This window comes from Gordonia asplenii, from assembly GCF_012933505.1.
Taxonomy (GTDB): Bacteria; Actinomycetota; Actinomycetes; order Mycobacteriales; family Mycobacteriaceae; genus Gordonia; species Gordonia asplenii.
On record NZ_JABBNB010000002.1, the window covers coordinates 113,039 to 129,967 of the forward strand.

Genomic DNA, 16,929 nt, shown 5'->3' on the forward strand with positions numbered 1-16,929 from the left:
GGACGGCGGGGAATTATTCGGACCGCAGTCCGGTTGATATCGATGTCCCTCAGATTTGAGCAATATAGAAGGAGCTAGACATGCAGTTCGGCATCTTCACTGTCGGCGACGTCACCACCGACCCCACCAACGGCACCACGCCCACCGAGCACGAGCGAATCAAAGCCACGGTGGCCATCGCCCGTAAGGCCGAGGAAGTCGGACTCGACGTCTTCGCCACCGGTGAACATCACAACCCACCGTTCATCCCGTCGTCGCCGACGACGACCCTCGCCTACATCGCCGCACAGACCGACACCCTGCTGCTGTCGACGTCGACGACACTCATCACCACCAACGACCCGGTGAAGATCGCGGAAGACTACGCAACGTTGCAGCATCTGGCTGACGGTCGCGTGGACTTGATGATGGGGCGCGGCAACACCGGACCGGTGTACCCCTGGTTCGGCAAAGACATCCGTCAGGGCATCCCACTGGCCATCGAGAACTACGCGCTGCTGCGGCGGCTGTGGACCGAGGACGTCGTCGACTGGGAAGGCAAATTCCGTACCCCGCTGTCGTCGTTCACGGCTACTCCGCGCCCGCTCGACGACGTCGCGCCGTTCGTCTGGCACGGATCCATCCGCTCGCCGGAGATCGCCGAGCAGGCCGCCTACTATGGCGACGGATTCTTCGCGAACCACATCTTCTGGCCCAAGGAGCATTTCCAGCGGCTGGTCGACTTCTACCGCGAGCGCTACGAGCACTACGGTCACGGCAACGCCAACCAGGCGATCGTCGGGCTCGGCGGCCAATTCTTCATCCGCAAGAACAGTCAGGACGCCGTGCGCGAATTCCGGCCGTACTTCGACAACGCCCCCGTCTACGGCCACGGCCCGACGCTCGAGCAATTCACCTCCGAGACGCCGCTGACCGTCGGCAGTCCGCAGGAGTTCATCGACAAGACCCTGAGCTTCCGCGACACTTTCGGCGACTACCAGCGCCAACTGTTCCTCGTCGATCACGCGGGTCTGCCGCTGAAGACGGTCCTCGAACAACTCGACGAGCTGGGTGAAGTGTTGCCGGAACTGCGCAAGGGGTTCGCCGAGGGCCGGCCCGCCGACGTTCCCGATGCACCCACCCACGCGTCGCTGGTCGCGGCACGCGATGCCGCCGTACAGGAAAAGGTGAACGCATGAAACTCGTCGTCGTCAACGCCGGGCTGTCCAACCCGTCGTCGACCCGGCTGCTCGCCGACCGGCTCGCCGCCGACGTCGTCGAAGCCGTTGCCGCACAAGGAGATCTGACGTCGACGACAGTGCTGGAGCTGCGCGACCTCGCGGTCGACATCGCCAATTCGCTGACGTCCGGATTCGGCGTCGGGCAGGTCAAGAACGCTCTCGACGCCGTGTACGGCGCCGACGCGCTGATCGTCGCCACGCCGGTTTTCAACGCGTCCTACAGCGGACTGTTCAAGTCGTTCTTCGATCTGGTCGACGTCGATCGGATGGCCGGCAAGCCGGTGCTCATCGCGGCGACCGGGGGCAGCGAACGGCATTCGATGGTCCTCGACCACGCGCTGCGGCCGTTGTTCAGCTATCTGCGTGCCGTGGTCATGCCCACCGGCGTCTATGCGGCGTCGCAGGACTGGGCGGGCAACACCGGCGACACCGCGTTGCTCAGCGATCGAATCCGGCGTGCCGCAACCGAATTGGCGCGCGCGGTGGGGATGGGAGACACCGACACCGCATCGATCGCACCGTCGGCGAACGAAGCGGCGTCGTATGACTCCGCCGTCGAGTCCGCGGGGATCAGCAACTTCGCGAAGCTGCTCGGGGGCTGATCCGAGCTATACCCGGGCGGCGGTGAATCGCGCGGCGTCGATCGTGTTGCCGTTGACCGAGTAGAGCACGTGCAGACCGTTGGGGCTGCCGACCGGCGCGCCGTCGCAGACCACGTCACCGGAGATGCAGTATCGGACCGTACGCGACTGATACTTCGGGGCCACGTGGATCGACGGTGCGCCGACATCGTGGATCCAGCGATCCGACGGCGGGGCGAACAGCACGACGGCGGCGACGTGGCGGCCGACGTCGTCGGGCAGTGGCACGGGCACCATGTGTGCGTACTCGTGGTACCTCGAGGGGACGTCGATGCCGCCGGTCATCGCGTAACTCGCGACCACCGCGCCCTGCGAATACCCGCCGACGACGATATGGGTCTGCGGGCACATCCGTGCGAGCGACGTGACGCGCGCCTGCGTGGCCCGCACACCTTTCACGACGTCGTAGGCGAAGGCCATCCGTTTGTTGAAGTTGCTGCCCGCGGCATACGGGACGCCGTAGGACACGACGGATTTACCCGGCACCTGCCCCCGCAGGGCTTCGGTGTACGCCAGTCCGGTGAGCCCGACCGGCGGAGCCGATTCGACGGTGCCGCGCGCCCACACCACCTCGACGTTCGGGCAGCCCGGCGCCGCGCTCGCGGCGGGAGCCGTAGCGACGAGCGTCGCCGCCACCGCAATGAACAGGCCCGACACGATCGCAAAGATACGCTTCATGCCAGGAATGCTACCGGTGATGGCCGACACTCACACGAGTGCTGAACTACTTGGTGCGCGTTGGAGCGTCAGACCCGGGCGGGTGGGCGGCAGCGGAGGCGGTTCCGCAGCTGGTTGAGTCGGGCCGGAGCGCCATCGAAGGCCCGTGTCGAAACCACGTAGGCCGAAGCTCCCAGCGCGCCTGTCACCGAACCGGCTCTATTCGCGAGTTTCGACTCGTTGCGCTCACACTGTAGCCAGCGGGGTAGTGCGCTTGGTTGATCAACGAATCGTCGTTACATGTGGCCCGCTCCTGGTCTCAACACGAAAACTCACCGTCAACACGGTTGGAATGGTGTTGAGCGGTACATGAAATCTGTTGTGTCGCCGTGGTTTCGACACGGACCTTCGCTAGCGCTTCGGTCCGGCTCAACCAGCGGGGATGGCGCTTCGGTCCGGTTCAAACGGCAGGGACTGCGCCTCGGCCCCGGCTCAACCAGCGGCAGCGCGGCGTCGGTCGACGAGAAGCCCTACACGACCTTCCGCATCACCAGTCGCGGCAAGCCGCCCGCGACCGCGCGTGTCGTCCCGACGACCTCGAAGCCCGCGGCGTCGAACATGGGCTTCACTCCAACGAAGGCCATCGTGAGGTCCATCCGGCCGGGCGGATCCACCGGGTACACCTCCACCGCGGGCGCGCCGCGGGACGCCGCGTATGCGACGGCGCCGTCGATGAGGGCGCGGGTCACGCCGCGCCTGCGGTATCCGGTCCGCACGATGGTGCACACAATCGACCACACGGGAGTGTCGTCGACCGGTGTGATCAGCTTCGACGAGTTCAGCCGGGTGATCGATGCGCGGGGGCCGATGTTGCACCAGCCGACCGGGACGTCGTCGACGTAGGTCAACACGCCGGGCGGTTGCGCCGACGCTGCCAGTGCCCGCATCGCCTCCTCCCGCCCGCCGTATGCGTCGATCTCCTTCGGCGACAACCGGTGGGTGGTGCACCAGCAGTGGGTGGTGCGGCGATTCTTGTTCACGACATCGGCGAAATCGTCGAACCGGTCGGCGGTCAGCGGATGGGTGTCCCAGGAGCCGGCGTCAGTGCTCACGCGCGTTGCCCGGCACATTCTCCCGTGACTTCAACCTCGTTCCGGGCAGAACCGGCGCGGGCAGATGCTGCACATCGCCCTCGTAGCCGTGCACCTGACCGAACCGCTCGGAGCGGGCCATCCACTCCTCGCGGGCGGCGACGATCTCCTCGTGGGTCCGGCCGACGAAATTCCACCACATGATGATGTCCTCGCCGAGGGGTTCGCCGCCGAGAACGATCAGGCGGGCCGGTTCGTCGGCGGTGTTGGTCAGCTCGATCGCCTCGGCACCCAATCCGATGTAGGCCATCTCGGTGCGCGCGACGTCGAGCGGCTCGGTGGCGTTGTCGATGCGCAGTGCTCCGGCGTCGACGAGGATGCCGTGCTCGAACACCGGGTCGACGTCGAGGGTGATGCTCGCCCCGGCGTCGACGACGAGTTCGGCCCCGAGCAGCGGACTGAAGGTGTCGACGGACGAGCGCGAGCCGAACAGTTCGCCCAGGAACACTCGTGCGGTCACGCCGACACGCTCGACGGGAACCGGCACGTAGTGGGCGAAGTCGCGGTGCGTACCCGCGGCGTCGGCCGGCAGTGCCACCCACAGTTGAACCCCGTGCAGCACAGTGGTTTGCGGTGTCGACACCTCGGTGTGGGCGATGCCGTTTCCCGCGGTCATCAGATTGAGCTCGCCCGGTCGGACCATCGCATGCACGCCGTTGGTGTCGCGGTGCTCGATCTCGCCGCTGAACAACCAGCTGACGGTCTGCAATCCGATGTGCGGGTGCGGCGGCACATCCATTCCGGGCACGTCACCCACACTGACGTCCTGCGGACCGTAATGGTCGGCGAAGCACCAGCCGCCGATCAACGACCGATCGCGCTGGGGGAGCGTGCGATGGACCGTCATCGCGCGTGGACCGCCGAGTGGGACGTCACGCGAGGTCAGCAGTTGCACTTTCAGGCCGGCGGCGTCGGTGGCCGCGGTGGGGCAACAGGTCATCTCGACGGGGGCTGTTTCGAGATTGCTCATGCCGATCAGGGTAGTCCGGTGAATTCGGCCGATACCGGTTGATCGGGGAACGGCGGCGTCGCAGCAGGTGGGTATCGCGGGGCTCTTCCATTAACATTACAAAGTGCTTCTCAGCTCTCTCAAACAGCTCGCGGCGAAGGTGTCGCGACGTGCGGCTGCAGACACCGACATCGCGCGGATGATGGAGCATTCGGTATTCGCGGTCGGCATCGGCGACGCGACGGGCACGGTGCTCAGCGCCAACCCGGCACTCGCCCGAATTCTCGGGATGCCGCGCGAGGACATCATCGGGCGACACATCGACGATCTGCTCGCTGGGAATCGTGATCGCGGGTATGCGGTCGAGACCTACTCCCGTCTCGTCGAGGCCGGATCGCTCACTACCCGAATCGAAGTGTTTCACCCCGACGGCGACAAGTCCGGCCGGTGGGTCGTATGGACCCTGACCGCGATCCCGGCCACTACGACAACACCGGTCCGTGTGCTGGGAATCGGCGAGGACGTCACCGAACGGCGGATGGTGAACGACGAATTGCGGCAGATGGCATTGCATGACCCGCTGACCGGATTATCGAATAGGGCGGGATTACTCGATCTTCTCGGCGACACCGACGAGAACAACCAATCGGCGTCGGATCTCGACGGCGAAATCGGCGCGCTGGCCTATTGCGATCTCAACGAATTCAAAGCGATCAACGATACCTACGGCCACTCGTTCGGTGACACGGTATTGCGGACGGTCGCGCTGCGCTTTCAGCGCTGCATCGGACCCGGCGATCATCTGGCTCGCATCGGCGGCGACGAGTTCGTCGTCGTATCGTCGACGCCCGACGCCGAAGAACTCATCGCGAATCTGCACCTCGGGCTGCGCAGTCCGGTTCTCACGCCCACCGGTCAAGCGCTGCGCGTCACCGCGACCATCGGCGGAACCGCCTTGACACGCAACGATACTCGCGGCATCGATGACCTGATTCACGACGCCGACATCGACATGTACCGCAGACGGGGTATCGATGTGGGCGCGCAGGTCCGACGCGACCGCCCACGTCCCGATTTCGGCGTGGTGGAGTCGCTGCGAACGGACCGGGCGTCGAAGCCGACCGTGGAAATGCTGCAGCAGATCATGGATGCGGCGCCGGATCTGATCTTCGTGAAGGATCTGCACGGTCGATATGTGTTTCTGAACAAAGCCGCCGCGCGGGTCAAGGGGCGTCCGGTGAATGAAGTGATCGGCCGTGACGACACCGCATTCTTTCCACCTGAATTCGCCGCGATACTGCAGCGCAATGATCGCAGCATCATGGAGAGTGGGCGCGCCGTCGAATTCATCGAGAACCCCGTCGTCGGGGGAGAGCTCCTGACCTATGTATCGAATAAGGCGCCGTACTTCGACGAACACGGGAAAGTGGCCGGAATCATCGGAGTATCGCGGAATGTGACCGCGGCGCATGCGACCGAGAGTGCACTGCGTCGGACGCAGGCGCGCTGGCAGGTCGCCATCGACTGCTCCGGCGTCGGGATCTGGGACTGGGACGTGCGCAGCGGCGAGGTCTTCTACTCACCGCGATTCGCCGAACTGCTGGGCTATTCCGACGACGAGATCGGTACGTCCATCGAGGAGTGGGCCGACCGGATCCATCCGGACGAGGTCGACGACTGCTGGTCGCATATCGCCGCGCACGGCGGCGGGGCGGGCACCGATTTCGCCTTCGAGCATCGTCTCCGGACCAAGAGTGGGGACTGGCGCGGCGTGTGCTGTCAGGGGCGGGTCATCGAGCGCGACGCGGACGGCAGCCCACTGAGGTTGGTCGCCACGCTGTCGGCGGCGGACATTCACGTCCAGAACTGAATTCGTGAGTCTTGCTGACTATATTTCTGAATCGGGTGCGACCTATCCTGATAGACATGCTAGGGGCGAGCGAGATCCGAGTGGGGATGGTCGAAGACCATCGTGCGCCGGTGTGGGGAATCGAGCGGATCTTCGAGGAGCACGACGACCTGTCGCTGGTCGCGTGGGCGCCGACGGTCACCGAACTGCTCGCCATCGTCGTCGACCTCGACGTCGCCATCCTCGACCTGCGCCTCGGCGACGGCACCACGCCGATGGAGAACGTCGCGCACCTCACCGAGGCGGGCGTCAAGACCATCGTGTACACCTCGGGCGAGCATCCCGCGTTGCTGCGGTCGGCCGCGAAAGCGGGCACCCTCGGGGTCATCCTCAAGTCCGCACCGCAAGACGTCATCGTCGACGCCGTGCGCGCGGCCGCCGCCGGACGTGAAGTGCTCACCACCGAATGGGCCGCCGCCGTCGACGGCGACCCGAACCTCGACGCCGTCGACCTGACTCCGCAACTGCAGCGTGTGCTCGCCCTCTACGCATCGGGCGGGACGTCGGCGAGCGTCGGGCACACGATGGGGCTCTCGGCCGACACCGTCAACGAATACCTCAAGCGCATCCGGCAGAAATACGTCGACGCCGGGCGGCCGACGCAGACCAAACTCGACCTGTTCAAGCGGGCCGTCGAAGACGGGTGGCTGCCTATTCCGCGGCGCAATCGGCCGACGTCGTAGACCGACCGTGCCCTCGTTGACCTCTCAGGCGCGTCGTCGACGCCGAATGATGGCCCGCTTCGTCGGGAGCGGTTACGTCGTGTTCGCGTTCGTGGCGATACCGCAGTTCGCGGTGTCGGCGCCGGCCGTTGCCAGCTGGTTCGACCCGGTCGCGGCGCTCGCGGTGTTCGGCCCGGGCTTCGCCCTGCTGGCGGCGACCTTCTACGGGTCGATGCGACCGCTGACCTGGTTGTCGACCTGCTGCGTGCTCGGGTACTTCGTGGCGATCGGGCTGTGGTTCGTTGCCTTCACCGGCAACCGCGGCGTCGACCCCGAAGTTGTGTCGTGGCTGACCAGTATCACCGACCTGCCGCCGCTGGTGGCGATCCTGTCCCGCCCGTTCTGGCAGGCGGGGGTGGTGCTCGCCGGTTCGGTGGGTGGGCGCATCGCGATACTGGCGGTGGGCCGAGGCGGCGGATTCGACGAGCGCGGGATCATCGACTCGCTCAACGTCGGCGTCTTCGGAGCATTCTTCATCCTCGCTTTCGCGATCGCGCTGCGCAGCGGCGAGATGTTCGACGACTCACGCATCGAGGCGCTCGCGGCGTCGTCGCGTGCGGCCGCGGCGACCGCTCGCAACGCCGAGCGGGCCCGCTTCGACGGCGTCGTGCACGATTCGGTGATCGCGGTGCTCAACGCGGTGCGCGCGGACACCCATGATCCGCGGCTGCCCGCCCAAGCGGCGGCGGCGATAGCAGCGCTCGACGCGGTGGCCGCCCCGCAGTCGAGCGAGCAAGCGGTACCCCGGGCCGAGGTGCTCGCGCGGCTGAGGACCATCGCGACCTCGGTGGACGAGCGCATCCAGTTGCAGGTGTCGCAACGCAGCCCCGACGAGACGACGAGTGACTTCGTCGAATTCGGATACCCGTCGGACATCGTCCAGGCGATCGTCGAGGCGGCCGGCGAGGCGCTGCGCAACAGTGTTCTGCATGCGGGCGAGCAGGCATCGCGCGCGATGCTGGTCGACACCGACTCGGACTCGGTGTGGGTGTCGGTGGTTGACGACGGCGACGGGTTCGATCCGGATGCGGTGGCACCCGAACGTCTCGGTCTGCGGGTGAGCGTCGCCGAACGCATGGCCGGAATCGCGGGCGGCAGCAGCACCGTCACCAGCGCCCGAGGCGAAGGCACCGTCGTCGACGTGATGTGGACGCGGCCATGAGTGCGCGCCGGTGCAAGTCGAAGTTGCCCGCGACCACCGTCGAGGCGCTCGGTCGTGCCGACGGCACCACGGTGATCGGGCTGGAATCGGCCTGGACGTGGCTGGCGATGGCGGCGTTCTGGGCGTCGAACGTGATCCTCGCGATCGCCGGTGGTGCCGTCGCGCGGCCGGTCCCGTATGCGGTGTCGGTGTTGCTGATGGCGCTGCTCTTCGTGGTTCTCAACGCGGCTCGCGGTGATCGACTGCCCGGCTGGGCGACGACGCTGGTGATCGTGTTGCCGCCGCTGATGACGGTGCTGGGAATCACCGCGGTCGACTACGCCCAGCCCGGCATGGCCTACTACTTCATCACCCAGGGGACGTCGGTGATCTTCGGATTCGCCTGCCTGCGCGGGCGGATTCCGGCGGCGCTGATCGGATTCGTGCTGTGCACCGCGGTCACCGTGCTCGCCAACGCGCGGGAGTGGATCGCCCCCGACCAGTTGATGCGCGGATACGTCAATGCGCTCGCGGTGATGGCGATCGGTGTCTTGTTCACGGTCACGGTCGGTCGCGCCGCCCGCGGCATCTACCAGTTGCGGGTCCGCACGCTGGCCGAGGTGTCGCAGCGCGCGGCGCAGACGGCGATTCTGGCCGAGCGCGACGTGCAGTTGCGCCGGTTGGACGCCACCGCGAGGCCGATTCTGAAACTGATCGCCAGTGGGGCGGCGCTCGCCGAGTCCGAGGCGCTGCGCGCGACCCTGATCGAAGGGCAGCTGCGGGACCAGATGCGCGCGCCGGGACTCGACACGCCGAGGCTCGCCGACGCCGTCGCCTGGGCCCGGGCCCGTGGGGTGCGGGTCACGCTGCTCGACGACTCGGTGGCGCGCGAGAGCCCGACCGAGACTCCGCCGGACGATCCGGCGTGGAATCAGGTGATCGAACGGGTCGCCACGGTCGCGATCGCGGAATTGGCCGCGGCGCCGGAGGGGACGTCGATCACCGTGCGACTCCTGCCGCGCAATCGGGAATCGATCGCAACGATGCTGGTGAGCGACGGTGTGCACGTTACACATCGAGAATTCAAGGCTCCGCAGTAGTCTGTTATGGCCTCGTGACGGTTCCGTGGTCGTCCCGTGTCCCCACAACTGGGACTACCAGTCTCAAACGGAACCGCCGAGAATCTTAGCTGAGTGAGCGAAATGGTCGCTTTTGTGTAGAAGGCAGATCATGTCGGAATTGGAGCGGGGTCATGACAGCAAGCGTTGAGCACATTGAACTGGACCTGGGGACGTCGAACGTACTACCGATGCCGCCGCGCGTCGAACTGAGCGTCGTCGACGATTTCGCGATCGACGACGTCGTCGTCGTACGCCGGGTGCCCCGGCCGTCGCTGTCCAAACGGGAGGTGGAAGTGCTCCTCGCGTGGCTGGCGACCGAATCCAAACGCGACGCCGCCGAGGCGCTGTTCATCTCGCCCGCGACGGTGAGCACTCACGTGTCGCGTATCCGTGACAAGTACGCCGAGATCGGTCGTCCCGCGCCGACCAAGGCGCACCTGCTGATTCGTGCGCTGCAGGACGGATTCACCGCCATCGAAGACTGGTGATGATCTCGGACTAGCGACTCGGGGTGATGATCTCGGGCTCCTCGAACGTCATCGCGAGGTGATCGACGGACGAGGCCAGTAGTGCGTGCCGGGACAGTTTGAGGGCGCGCAGTTCGTCGGCGATGGGCCCGGAGCCCAGTTTCAGCGCTGCGCCGCCGATCCGCGAGCGCGTCCCCGACGTCGCGCTCAGCCGCCAGTCGGTGCTGCGCGTGACGCCGTCGAGATGTGAATAGGCGTGCAGTACGACGTCGTCCGACGACGGCGAGTCGGGTACCGGAATGCCTTTGCGTACCTTCAGATCGACGACCAGTCTGCCGTCTTGATGCACGACGCCGTGCTTGGTCTCGGCGTCGTGGGTGACGCTGAACTCGGCGAGGGTCTTGGGGAAACCCCAGATTCCGCGCCCGGCGGCGAGGGTGAATTCGCCGTCGACCGGTAGGTGGTGAACCAGTGCGCGGGCGTCGCCCGCGATGAGCGACCGCAGCGCGGACCGATCCGACGCGGCGTCGTCGGGCGAGTCGACGAGGAAACACACGCCGAACTCGTTGTACGGTCCCAGATCGCCGTCGATGTAGTCGACGAAGACGAGCATGCACATGGTGCGGCCCGCGCCGGTCAGTCCGGGTCGTATGCGCAGGGGAGTCAATCCGGTGTGCGCGATCGCGGTAGCCACGGCCCGGGCGTCGGCGGTGAACGCCGCGACGAAGCAGCGGGCGTCGCGGATCTGCACGGGCATGGTCACCGTGGTTCCGGCGATCCGATGCTCGACGGGGGTGAACGGCACGCGGAGACTCCTGTGGCTGCGGTGTGAATGATCCGGCGTCAGCCTACAGGTAGAACGAGAACGAGTTCTAGTTCGGGTGGTGTTTCAGCTCGCCAGATCGCGTGCCAGGTAGGGCCAGGTGTTGTGCAGATCGTCCTGCCAGTAGCCCCACGAGTGCGTTCCGGTGGGTCGTTGGGTGACGTGCGCGGGGATGTGCAACTGGGCCAGCCGAGCCGCCATCTGCCTGGTGCACTGGTCCATCGCGACCTCGATGATCCCGCCGACCGCCGCCTGGTTGACCAGTTTGAACGCGTCACCGTCGATGCCCTCGGAGTTGAGGGTCTCGTGTGATCCGGACGCACCGGTTCCCGCGGTCATGTAGATCTTCAGGCCGCGGAGTTTCTCGGCGTTGAGGTAGGGGTCGTGCGCGCGCCAACCGGGCCCGTCGAGCGGACCCCACATGTTCACCGGGTTGCCATTGCCGCGGGTCTCCACAACCAAGCGGATATACGCCTGCCCGACCGGGTCGCTGGTGCGTGCGCAGCCGCTGAACGCGGCGACCGAGCGATAGAGCTTGGGGGCGGCGATCGCGAGATTGAACACCGAGGTGCCCGCCATCGAGATGCCGGCGACCGCGTTGACCCCGGACGTCTTGTAGTGCGTGTTGATCAGTGCGGGGAGTTCCTTGGTCAGGAATGTCTCCCACTTGTTGACCCCGAGCACCGGATCTTTGCGCTGCCAGTCCGCGTAGTACGAGAAGGCCCCACCGATCGGCGTCACCACGTACACGTTCTTCTTGGCGAAGAACGTGGTGTAGTCGGTCCGCGCGGCCCATGTCGCCGAGTCCTCGCCGCCGCCCGCCCCGTTGAGCAGATACAGCGTCGGCGCGGGCTTGGAGGGGTCGTGCGGCTTGAGGATGGTCACCGGAATCGATCGATTCATCGACTGCGAGTACACCAGCGCGGTGTCTTGCTGAGGCGTGTCGTGGTCGACGGTGAGGATCGCGCTCGACGGCGCCGCGTGCGCGGGCACCACACCGCTGACGACAGCGGCGAATGCGGTCAGAGTCACCGCGGAGAACGCGAGCAGACGATGTAACGGGTTCACGCGTGGCCTTTCGATCGGTGCCCATGAGTGTAAGCGGTGGCCGTGACACCGCTATGACCCCGGCGGTGCAAGCGTTGTTCAGCCACGATGTTTCGCTTCGGTACCGACCGTCGCGTGTCTTCCGCAGTGCCTATCGGCCCCGACGTCCCGGTTCGTTACGACCCGTCCGATCCGATGTCCGATTCCGGCGGCTCGCCCGCGACTGCGTGCGCTCGGCCTGCGCGGGGTATGGGATCGGTGGCACACTCATCGACACACGCACCGCGTCGGGCGGTGCCGGTGGGAACGGACTCCCGATGCATCTGACTCCCGGGGACACCGAGAAGCTGTTGCTCTCGGTCGCCGGCATGGTCGCGCGCGACCGGCTCGAGCGTGGCGTGCTGTTGAACTATCCCGAAGCGGTGGCATTGCTGTCGACCTGGGTGATCGAACGGGCCCGCGACGGTCTCACCGTCGCCGAGCTCATGGAATCCGGACGCGGGGTGCTGCGCCGCGATCAGGTGATGGCGGGAGTCGCCGACATGATCGCCGACGTTCAGGTGGAGGCCACCTTCCCGGACGGACGTAAGCTCGTCACCCTGCACCATCCGATCGAGGAGGCATAGATGGCCGCCACTTCCGCCACCGGGCCCGGCGCCGTTCGGGTATGTCCGGGTGAGATCGAACTCAACGCTGATCGCACTGCGGCGCAACGGATTTCACTCGTAATCGTCAACACCGGGGATCGGCCGGTGCAGGTCGGATCGCACGTGCACCTGCCCGACGCCAACGGCGCGTTGGACTTCGACCGTGCCGCTGCACACGGTTTCCGGCTCGACATCCCGTCGGGGACGTCGCAGCGCTTCGAGCCCGGGGCCTCGCGCCGGCTCGACGCGGTGACCATCGCGGGTGCGCGCCGGGTGCCGGGACTGCAACCGGGAAACGCCGCGAACCCGAACCTCGACGGTGCGACTGCCGATGGGGGTGAGCGCTAGATGGTATCGATCAGTCGCGAACGCTATGCCGCGATCTACGGGCCGACCGCGGGCGACCAGGTGCGCCTGGGCGACACCGATCTGTGGATCGAGATCGAGGCCGACCACACCGTCGGCGGCGAGGAAGCCGTCTTCGGCGGCGGCAAATCGATCCGCGAATCGATGGCGCAGTCGGTGGTCAGCCGCGCGGGCGGAGCCCTCGACACGGTCATCACCAATGTCATCGTGCTCGACTGGTGGGGCATCGAACGCGCCGACGTCGGGATCCGCGACGGCCGGATCGTCGGACTCGGGCGGGCGGGCAACCCCGACGTCGCCGACGGCGTCGACCCGGCACTGATCATCGGTCCGTCGACCGATGTCATTGCGGGCGAAGGGAAGATACTCACCGCGGGTGCCATCGACACCCACGTGCATCTGCTCTCGCCGTCGCAGCTGCATGAGGCGCTGGCCACCGGGATCACCTCCATCGTCGGCGGCGGCACCGGCCCGTCGGAGGGGTCGAAGGCCACCACCGTGACGCCCGGAGCCTGGCATCTGTCGACGATGCATCGCGCCTTGGACGCCGTCCCGCTCAACGTCCTGCTGCTCGGCAAGGGCAACACCGTCTCCGTCGAGGGGCTCGCCGAAGAGGCGCTCGGCGGTGCGGCCGGGTACAAGGTGCACGAGGACTGGGGATCCACGCCGGCGGCCATCGACGCGGCGCTCACCGCGGCCGGCGAATGGGGCCTTCAGGTTGCGCTGCACTCGGATTCGCTCAACGAGACGGGGTTCGTCGAGGCGACCATCGACGCCATCGCCGGCCGGTCGATCCACGCCTTTCACATCGAAGGCGCCGGCGGCGGGCACGCACCCGACATCCTGTCGATCGCCGGACTGCCGAATGTGCTTCCCGGATCGACCAATCCGACGCTGCCGCACACCGTCAACACCGTCGCCGAACACCTCGACATGCTGATGGTGTGCCACCATCTAAATCCCGCCGTGCCCGAAGACCTCGCCTTCGCGGAGTCCCGGATCCGCGCGACAACCATTGCGGCCGAAGACATTCTGCACGATATGGGTGCGCTGTCGATCACCTCGTCGGATGCGCAGGCGATGGGCCGCATCGGAGAGGTCATCACGCGCACCTGGCAGGTCGCCCACGTCATGAAGCACCGTCGGGGATCCCTGGGCGAATCGATGCCCGCCGACAACGAGCGGGCCCGTCGATATGTCGCCAAATACACGATCAACCCGGCGATCGCCCACGGCATCGACTATGAAGTGGGGTCGATCGAAGTCGGCAAGCTCGCCGATCTGGTGCTCTGGGAGCCGAAGTTCTTCGGCGTGCGGCCCGCGGTCGTGCTCAAGGGCGGCGGATTGGTGTGGGGCGCGCTCGGCGACCCCAACGCGTCGATTCCCACGCCGCAACCGGTCCTGATGCGCCCGACGTTCGGCGCCGGCATCGGCGCGGACCTCTCGGTGTCGTTCGTGTCGCCCGCGGCGCTCGACGACGGCCTGGCGGAGCGTCTCGGTCTTCGACGACGCCTCGCACCGCTGCGCCCCACGCGCGACGTCGGGAAGGCGGATCTGAAGAACAACGATGCGCTGCCGCGTATCGACATCGCGCCGGACACCTTCGAGATCAGCATCGACGGCGATCGCGTCGAACCGGCCCCGGCGTCGGAATTGCCGCTGGCACAGCTGTATTCGTTGTTCTGAGATGGGCTTCGCGGTTCTGAGAAGTGCTTCGCGGTGGGCGATCGGGTATTCGTGTCGGCTCTCGGGGTGGTGCTGCGATGACTGAGTTGCCCTATCCGCTGCCCTCGACGGCGGTCGCCATGCTGCTCGCCGACGCGCGGCTGCCGTCGGGTGGGCACGCGCATTCGGCCGGGCTCGAACCGGCATTGCGCGCCGGCATGGCGGTGGCCGACGTGCCCGCGTACTTGTTGTCGCGCGCGCGGTCGACCGGTCTCGTCGAGGCGGGGACCGCCGTCGTCGCGCGGCATGTGGCACTGACCGATCCGGCCGGGCTGCCCGCGGTGGTGCAGGCGTGGGCGGCACGAACGCCGTCGAATGTGCTGCGCGGCGCTTCGCGCCAGTTGGGCCGTGGCTATCTTCGTCTGGCACAACAGTTGTGGGCGTCGTCGCAGGTGCTCACCACGGTGCGGTCCTGGCCGGATCCGGCGCCGCGCGCGGTGGTCCTCGGTGTGATCGCAGCCGAGGCGGGTATGGACCCGCGAGATCTGGTTCGGTTGGTCATCTACGATGAAACCGCCAGTGCCGCTGCGGCATTGCTGAAATTGGAGCCACGTGATCCAGCCGAGGTGACCGGTTGGGTGCTGCACGTATGCGCCGTCGTCGACGCCGTCGTCGACGAACTGGCTCTTCTCGTCGAACCGGCCGCCATTCCGGCGGACGGCGCCCCGCAAGCCGAGGAATGGGCGCACGCCCACGCCCTCCTGACGCAAAGGTTGTTCCGTGCCTGAAAACGATTCTGTCCCTGGTACTTTCGACGCCGTGCCGAGTTCGGCACCCGCGCGTGCGCTCCGGCTCGGGGTGGCCGGGCCGGTGGGTACGGGAAAGTCGTCGCTGATCGCAACGGTCTGTCGGGCGCTGGCCGGCGAGTTGCGGCTCGGCGTCATCACGAACGACATCTACACCGACGAGGACGCGCGATTCCTGCGGTCGGCCGGGGTGCTCGACCCCGAACGCATCCGGGCCGTCGAGACCGGCGCCTGTCCGCACACCGCGATCCGCGACGACATCACCGCGAATCTCCTTGCCGCCGAAGACCTGGAGAGTGATTTCGCGCCCCTCGACGTCGTCATCATCGAATCCGGTGGCGACAATCTGACCGCGACCTTCTCGCCTGCGCTCGTCGACGCGCAGATCTTCGTACTCGACGTAGCCGGTGGCGGCGACGTCGCGCGTAAGGGCGGGCCCGGCATCGCTCGCGCAGATCTGTTGGTAGTCAACAAGACCGACCTGGCGCCCTATGTCGGCGTCGACGTGGCGCAGATGGTCGCCGACGCGACGTCGGCGCGGGAGGGTGGGCCGGTGCTGGCACTGTCGCGCACCGACGAGGCGTCGGTGGCGCAATTGAAGGCGTGGGTGCGCGCGGTGCTGGCGTCGTATCGGGCGGGCGAGCACACGGCGATCGATCCGGGCCCGATGGCGCCGCATTTTCACGCCGAGGAGGGTGGCTACACCCACTCGCACGACGGTTCCGCGCACACTCACACGCACTGATGCAGGTCACACGCGTCGCGATCCGAGCCGGTGAGCAGGTCGCCGCGGTCGAGTTGGTGGCGGGATTGATTGTGCCGCGCCTGATTTCGCGCACGGCGTCGAGCGCCGAGGTGGCGCTGGTGGCCGGTGGAGCACTCCTGCTCGGCGGTGACCGCGTGGACATCGAGATCACCGTCGGCGCAGGCTGCCGACTCGAGTTGGCCGACGTCGGCGGCACCGTCGCCTACGACGCGCAAGGTGATCCGTCGTCGTGGTCGGTGCGGATCGTCGTCGACGACACCGCGTCGCTGTATTGGCACGGCCTGCCGATGGTGGTCGCCGACGGCGCCGACGTCGAGCGATCGACGCGAATGGCCTTGGCGCCCAACGCACATGCGGTGCTGCGGGAGACGGTCGTGTTGGGGCGCTCGGGCGAGGTCGGCGGCCGGCTGCGGACCCGGACCGACGTCGAGCGCGGTGGGGTGCCCGTCGTCGTCGAATCGGTCGAGGTGCGACCGGGACGTCGGGAACCTGGAGTTCTCGGCGCGCATCGCGTGCTGGACACCGTTCTGGCCGTCGGGTTCCGGCCACCGGTGGGGGCGGCCGACCTGCGGCTCGAACAGCCCGGGGCCCTGGCCCGCTTTCTGGGATCGCAGACGCACCGCAGCGAGCTCGACGAGGTGTGGCGGCGCTGGCGGGACGCGGCCGGGGTCGTCGACGGTGGGGTGGGCGGAGGGGATGCGACCGGTGTCGTCGACGGTGGGGTCGGCGCGGACTGCGCGACGGCGAGTTGAGCGTCGACTGGCCTGGGTGTTCATCGCGATGCGACGTAACCCGGCTTGATGTTTCCTGCCGGAAACATTTCCGACGCAC

Annotated in this window: 18 protein-coding genes; 13 read left to right on the forward strand and 5 right to left on the reverse strand. The window is 67.0% G+C overall.

What is annotated here, in order from left to right; translation table 11 throughout:
* Positions 1 to 80: 80 nt before the first annotated feature.
* Together HH308_RS02545 and HH308_RS02550 are read left to right on the forward strand one after the other, a co-directional pair.
* A complete protein-coding gene (locus tag HH308_RS02545) occupies positions 81 to 1,178 on the forward strand; it encodes an LLM class flavin-dependent oxidoreductase (RefSeq protein ID WP_170192610.1) in 1,098 nt (365 codons plus the stop codon).
* A complete protein-coding gene (locus HH308_RS02550; protein WP_170192611.1) occupies positions 1,175 to 1,822 on the forward strand; it encodes an FMN reductase in 648 nt (215 codons plus the stop codon). The genes HH308_RS02545 and HH308_RS02550 overlap by 4 nt, the downstream gene beginning before the upstream one ends.
* Positions 1,823 to 1,828: 6 nt before the next feature.
* Here the strand turns inward: HH308_RS02550 and HH308_RS02555 are convergent, their stop codons facing one another.
* The 3 genes from HH308_RS02555 to HH308_RS02565 form a co-directional block, all read right to left on the reverse strand.
* Complete coding sequence (locus HH308_RS02555) at positions 1,829 to 2,539, reverse strand: cutinase family protein (RefSeq protein WP_170192612.1); 711 nt, start codon at positions 2,537 to 2,539, stop codon at positions 1,829 to 1,831.
* A 509-nt stretch (positions 2,540 to 3,048) separates the two neighbouring features.
* The gene (locus HH308_RS02560; protein ID WP_312870301.1) at positions 3,049 to 3,630 is read right to left on the reverse strand and encodes a GNAT family N-acetyltransferase; all 582 of its coding nucleotides are present in this window, start codon (positions 3,628 to 3,630) and stop codon (positions 3,049 to 3,051) included.
* The gene (locus tag HH308_RS02565) at positions 3,620 to 4,639 is read right to left on the reverse strand and encodes a pirin family protein (protein ID WP_170192614.1); all 1,020 of its coding nucleotides are present in this window, start codon (positions 4,637 to 4,639) and stop codon (positions 3,620 to 3,622) included. The genes HH308_RS02560 and HH308_RS02565 overlap by 11 nt, the downstream gene beginning before the upstream one ends.
* Positions 4,640 to 4,742: 103 nt before the next feature.
* Here HH308_RS02565 and HH308_RS02570 point away from each other — a divergent pair, with 103 nt between their 5' ends.
* From HH308_RS02570 to HH308_RS02590, 5 genes are all read left to right on the forward strand, one after another.
* Positions 4,743 to 6,488 carry a PAS domain-containing protein gene (locus tag HH308_RS02570; protein ID WP_170192615.1) on the forward strand — a complete coding sequence of 582 codons (1,746 nt, stop codon included), beginning with the start codon at positions 4,743 to 4,745 and terminating at the stop codon, positions 6,486 to 6,488.
* A gap of 56 nt (positions 6,489 to 6,544) precedes the next feature.
* A complete protein-coding gene (locus tag HH308_RS02575) occupies positions 6,545 to 7,210 on the forward strand; it encodes a response regulator transcription factor (RefSeq protein ID WP_170192616.1) in 666 nt (221 codons plus the stop codon).
* A gap of 16 nt (positions 7,211 to 7,226) precedes the next feature.
* Positions 7,227 to 8,411: a sensor histidine kinase gene (locus HH308_RS02580; RefSeq protein ID WP_170192617.1), complete on the forward strand. Its 1,185-nt coding sequence runs from the start codon at positions 7,227 to 7,229 to the stop codon at positions 8,409 to 8,411.
* Positions 8,408 to 9,490 carry a DUF8320 family protein gene (locus tag HH308_RS02585; RefSeq protein ID WP_170192618.1) on the forward strand — a complete coding sequence of 361 codons (1,083 nt, stop codon included), beginning with the start codon at positions 8,408 to 8,410 and terminating at the stop codon, positions 9,488 to 9,490. The genes HH308_RS02580 and HH308_RS02585 overlap by 4 nt, the downstream gene beginning before the upstream one ends.
* A gap of 152 nt (positions 9,491 to 9,642) precedes the next feature.
* Positions 9,643 to 9,999, forward strand: a complete 357-nt coding sequence (locus tag HH308_RS02590) for a response regulator transcription factor (RefSeq protein WP_170192619.1) — start codon at positions 9,643 to 9,645, stop codon at positions 9,997 to 9,999.
* A 10-nt stretch (positions 10,000 to 10,009) separates the two neighbouring features.
* Here the strand turns inward: HH308_RS02590 and HH308_RS02595 are convergent, their stop codons facing one another.
* Both HH308_RS02595 and HH308_RS02600 read right to left on the reverse strand, forming a co-directional pair.
* On the reverse strand, positions 10,010 to 10,735 hold the full coding sequence (locus HH308_RS02595; protein ID WP_170192753.1) for an acetoacetate decarboxylase family protein: 726 nt from the start codon (positions 10,733 to 10,735) through the stop codon (positions 10,010 to 10,012).
* A 132-nt stretch (positions 10,736 to 10,867) separates the two neighbouring features.
* Positions 10,868 to 11,851 (reverse strand): alpha/beta hydrolase, encoded by a 984-nt coding sequence (locus HH308_RS02600; RefSeq protein ID WP_246284180.1) that lies wholly within the window; start codon positions 11,849 to 11,851, stop codon positions 10,868 to 10,870.
* 314 nt (positions 11,852 to 12,165) lie between these two features.
* Between HH308_RS02600 and HH308_RS02605 the strand changes: the two genes are divergently transcribed.
* The 6 genes from HH308_RS02605 to HH308_RS02630 all read left to right on the forward strand — a co-directional run bounded on the left by HH308_RS02605 (position 12,166) and on the right by HH308_RS02630 (position 16,850).
* Positions 12,166 to 12,474, forward strand: a complete 309-nt coding sequence (locus HH308_RS02605) for an urease subunit gamma (protein WP_170192620.1) — start codon at positions 12,166 to 12,168, stop codon at positions 12,472 to 12,474.
* Positions 12,475 to 12,843, forward strand: coding sequence for an urease subunit beta (ureB, locus tag HH308_RS02610; protein WP_170192621.1), 369 nt, complete (start codon positions 12,475 to 12,477; stop codon positions 12,841 to 12,843).
* Positions 12,844 to 14,547, forward strand: coding sequence for an urease subunit alpha (locus HH308_RS02615; protein WP_170192622.1), 1,704 nt, complete (start codon positions 12,844 to 12,846; stop codon positions 14,545 to 14,547).
* A 77-nt stretch (positions 14,548 to 14,624) separates the two neighbouring features.
* Positions 14,625 to 15,314 (forward strand): urease accessory protein UreF, encoded by a 690-nt coding sequence (locus HH308_RS02620; protein ID WP_170192623.1) that lies wholly within the window; start codon positions 14,625 to 14,627, stop codon positions 15,312 to 15,314.
* Complete coding sequence (gene ureG, locus HH308_RS02625; protein ID WP_376767154.1) at positions 15,307 to 16,077, forward strand: urease accessory protein UreG; 771 nt, start codon at positions 15,307 to 15,309, stop codon at positions 16,075 to 16,077. The genes HH308_RS02620 and ureG overlap by 8 nt, the downstream gene beginning before the upstream one ends.
* A complete protein-coding gene (locus HH308_RS02630) occupies positions 16,077 to 16,850 on the forward strand; it encodes an urease accessory protein UreD (RefSeq protein ID WP_170192625.1) in 774 nt (257 codons plus the stop codon). Before ureG ends, HH308_RS02630 begins: the two co-directional genes overlap by 1 nt.
* The last annotated feature ends 79 nt before the right edge of the window (positions 16,851 to 16,929 follow it).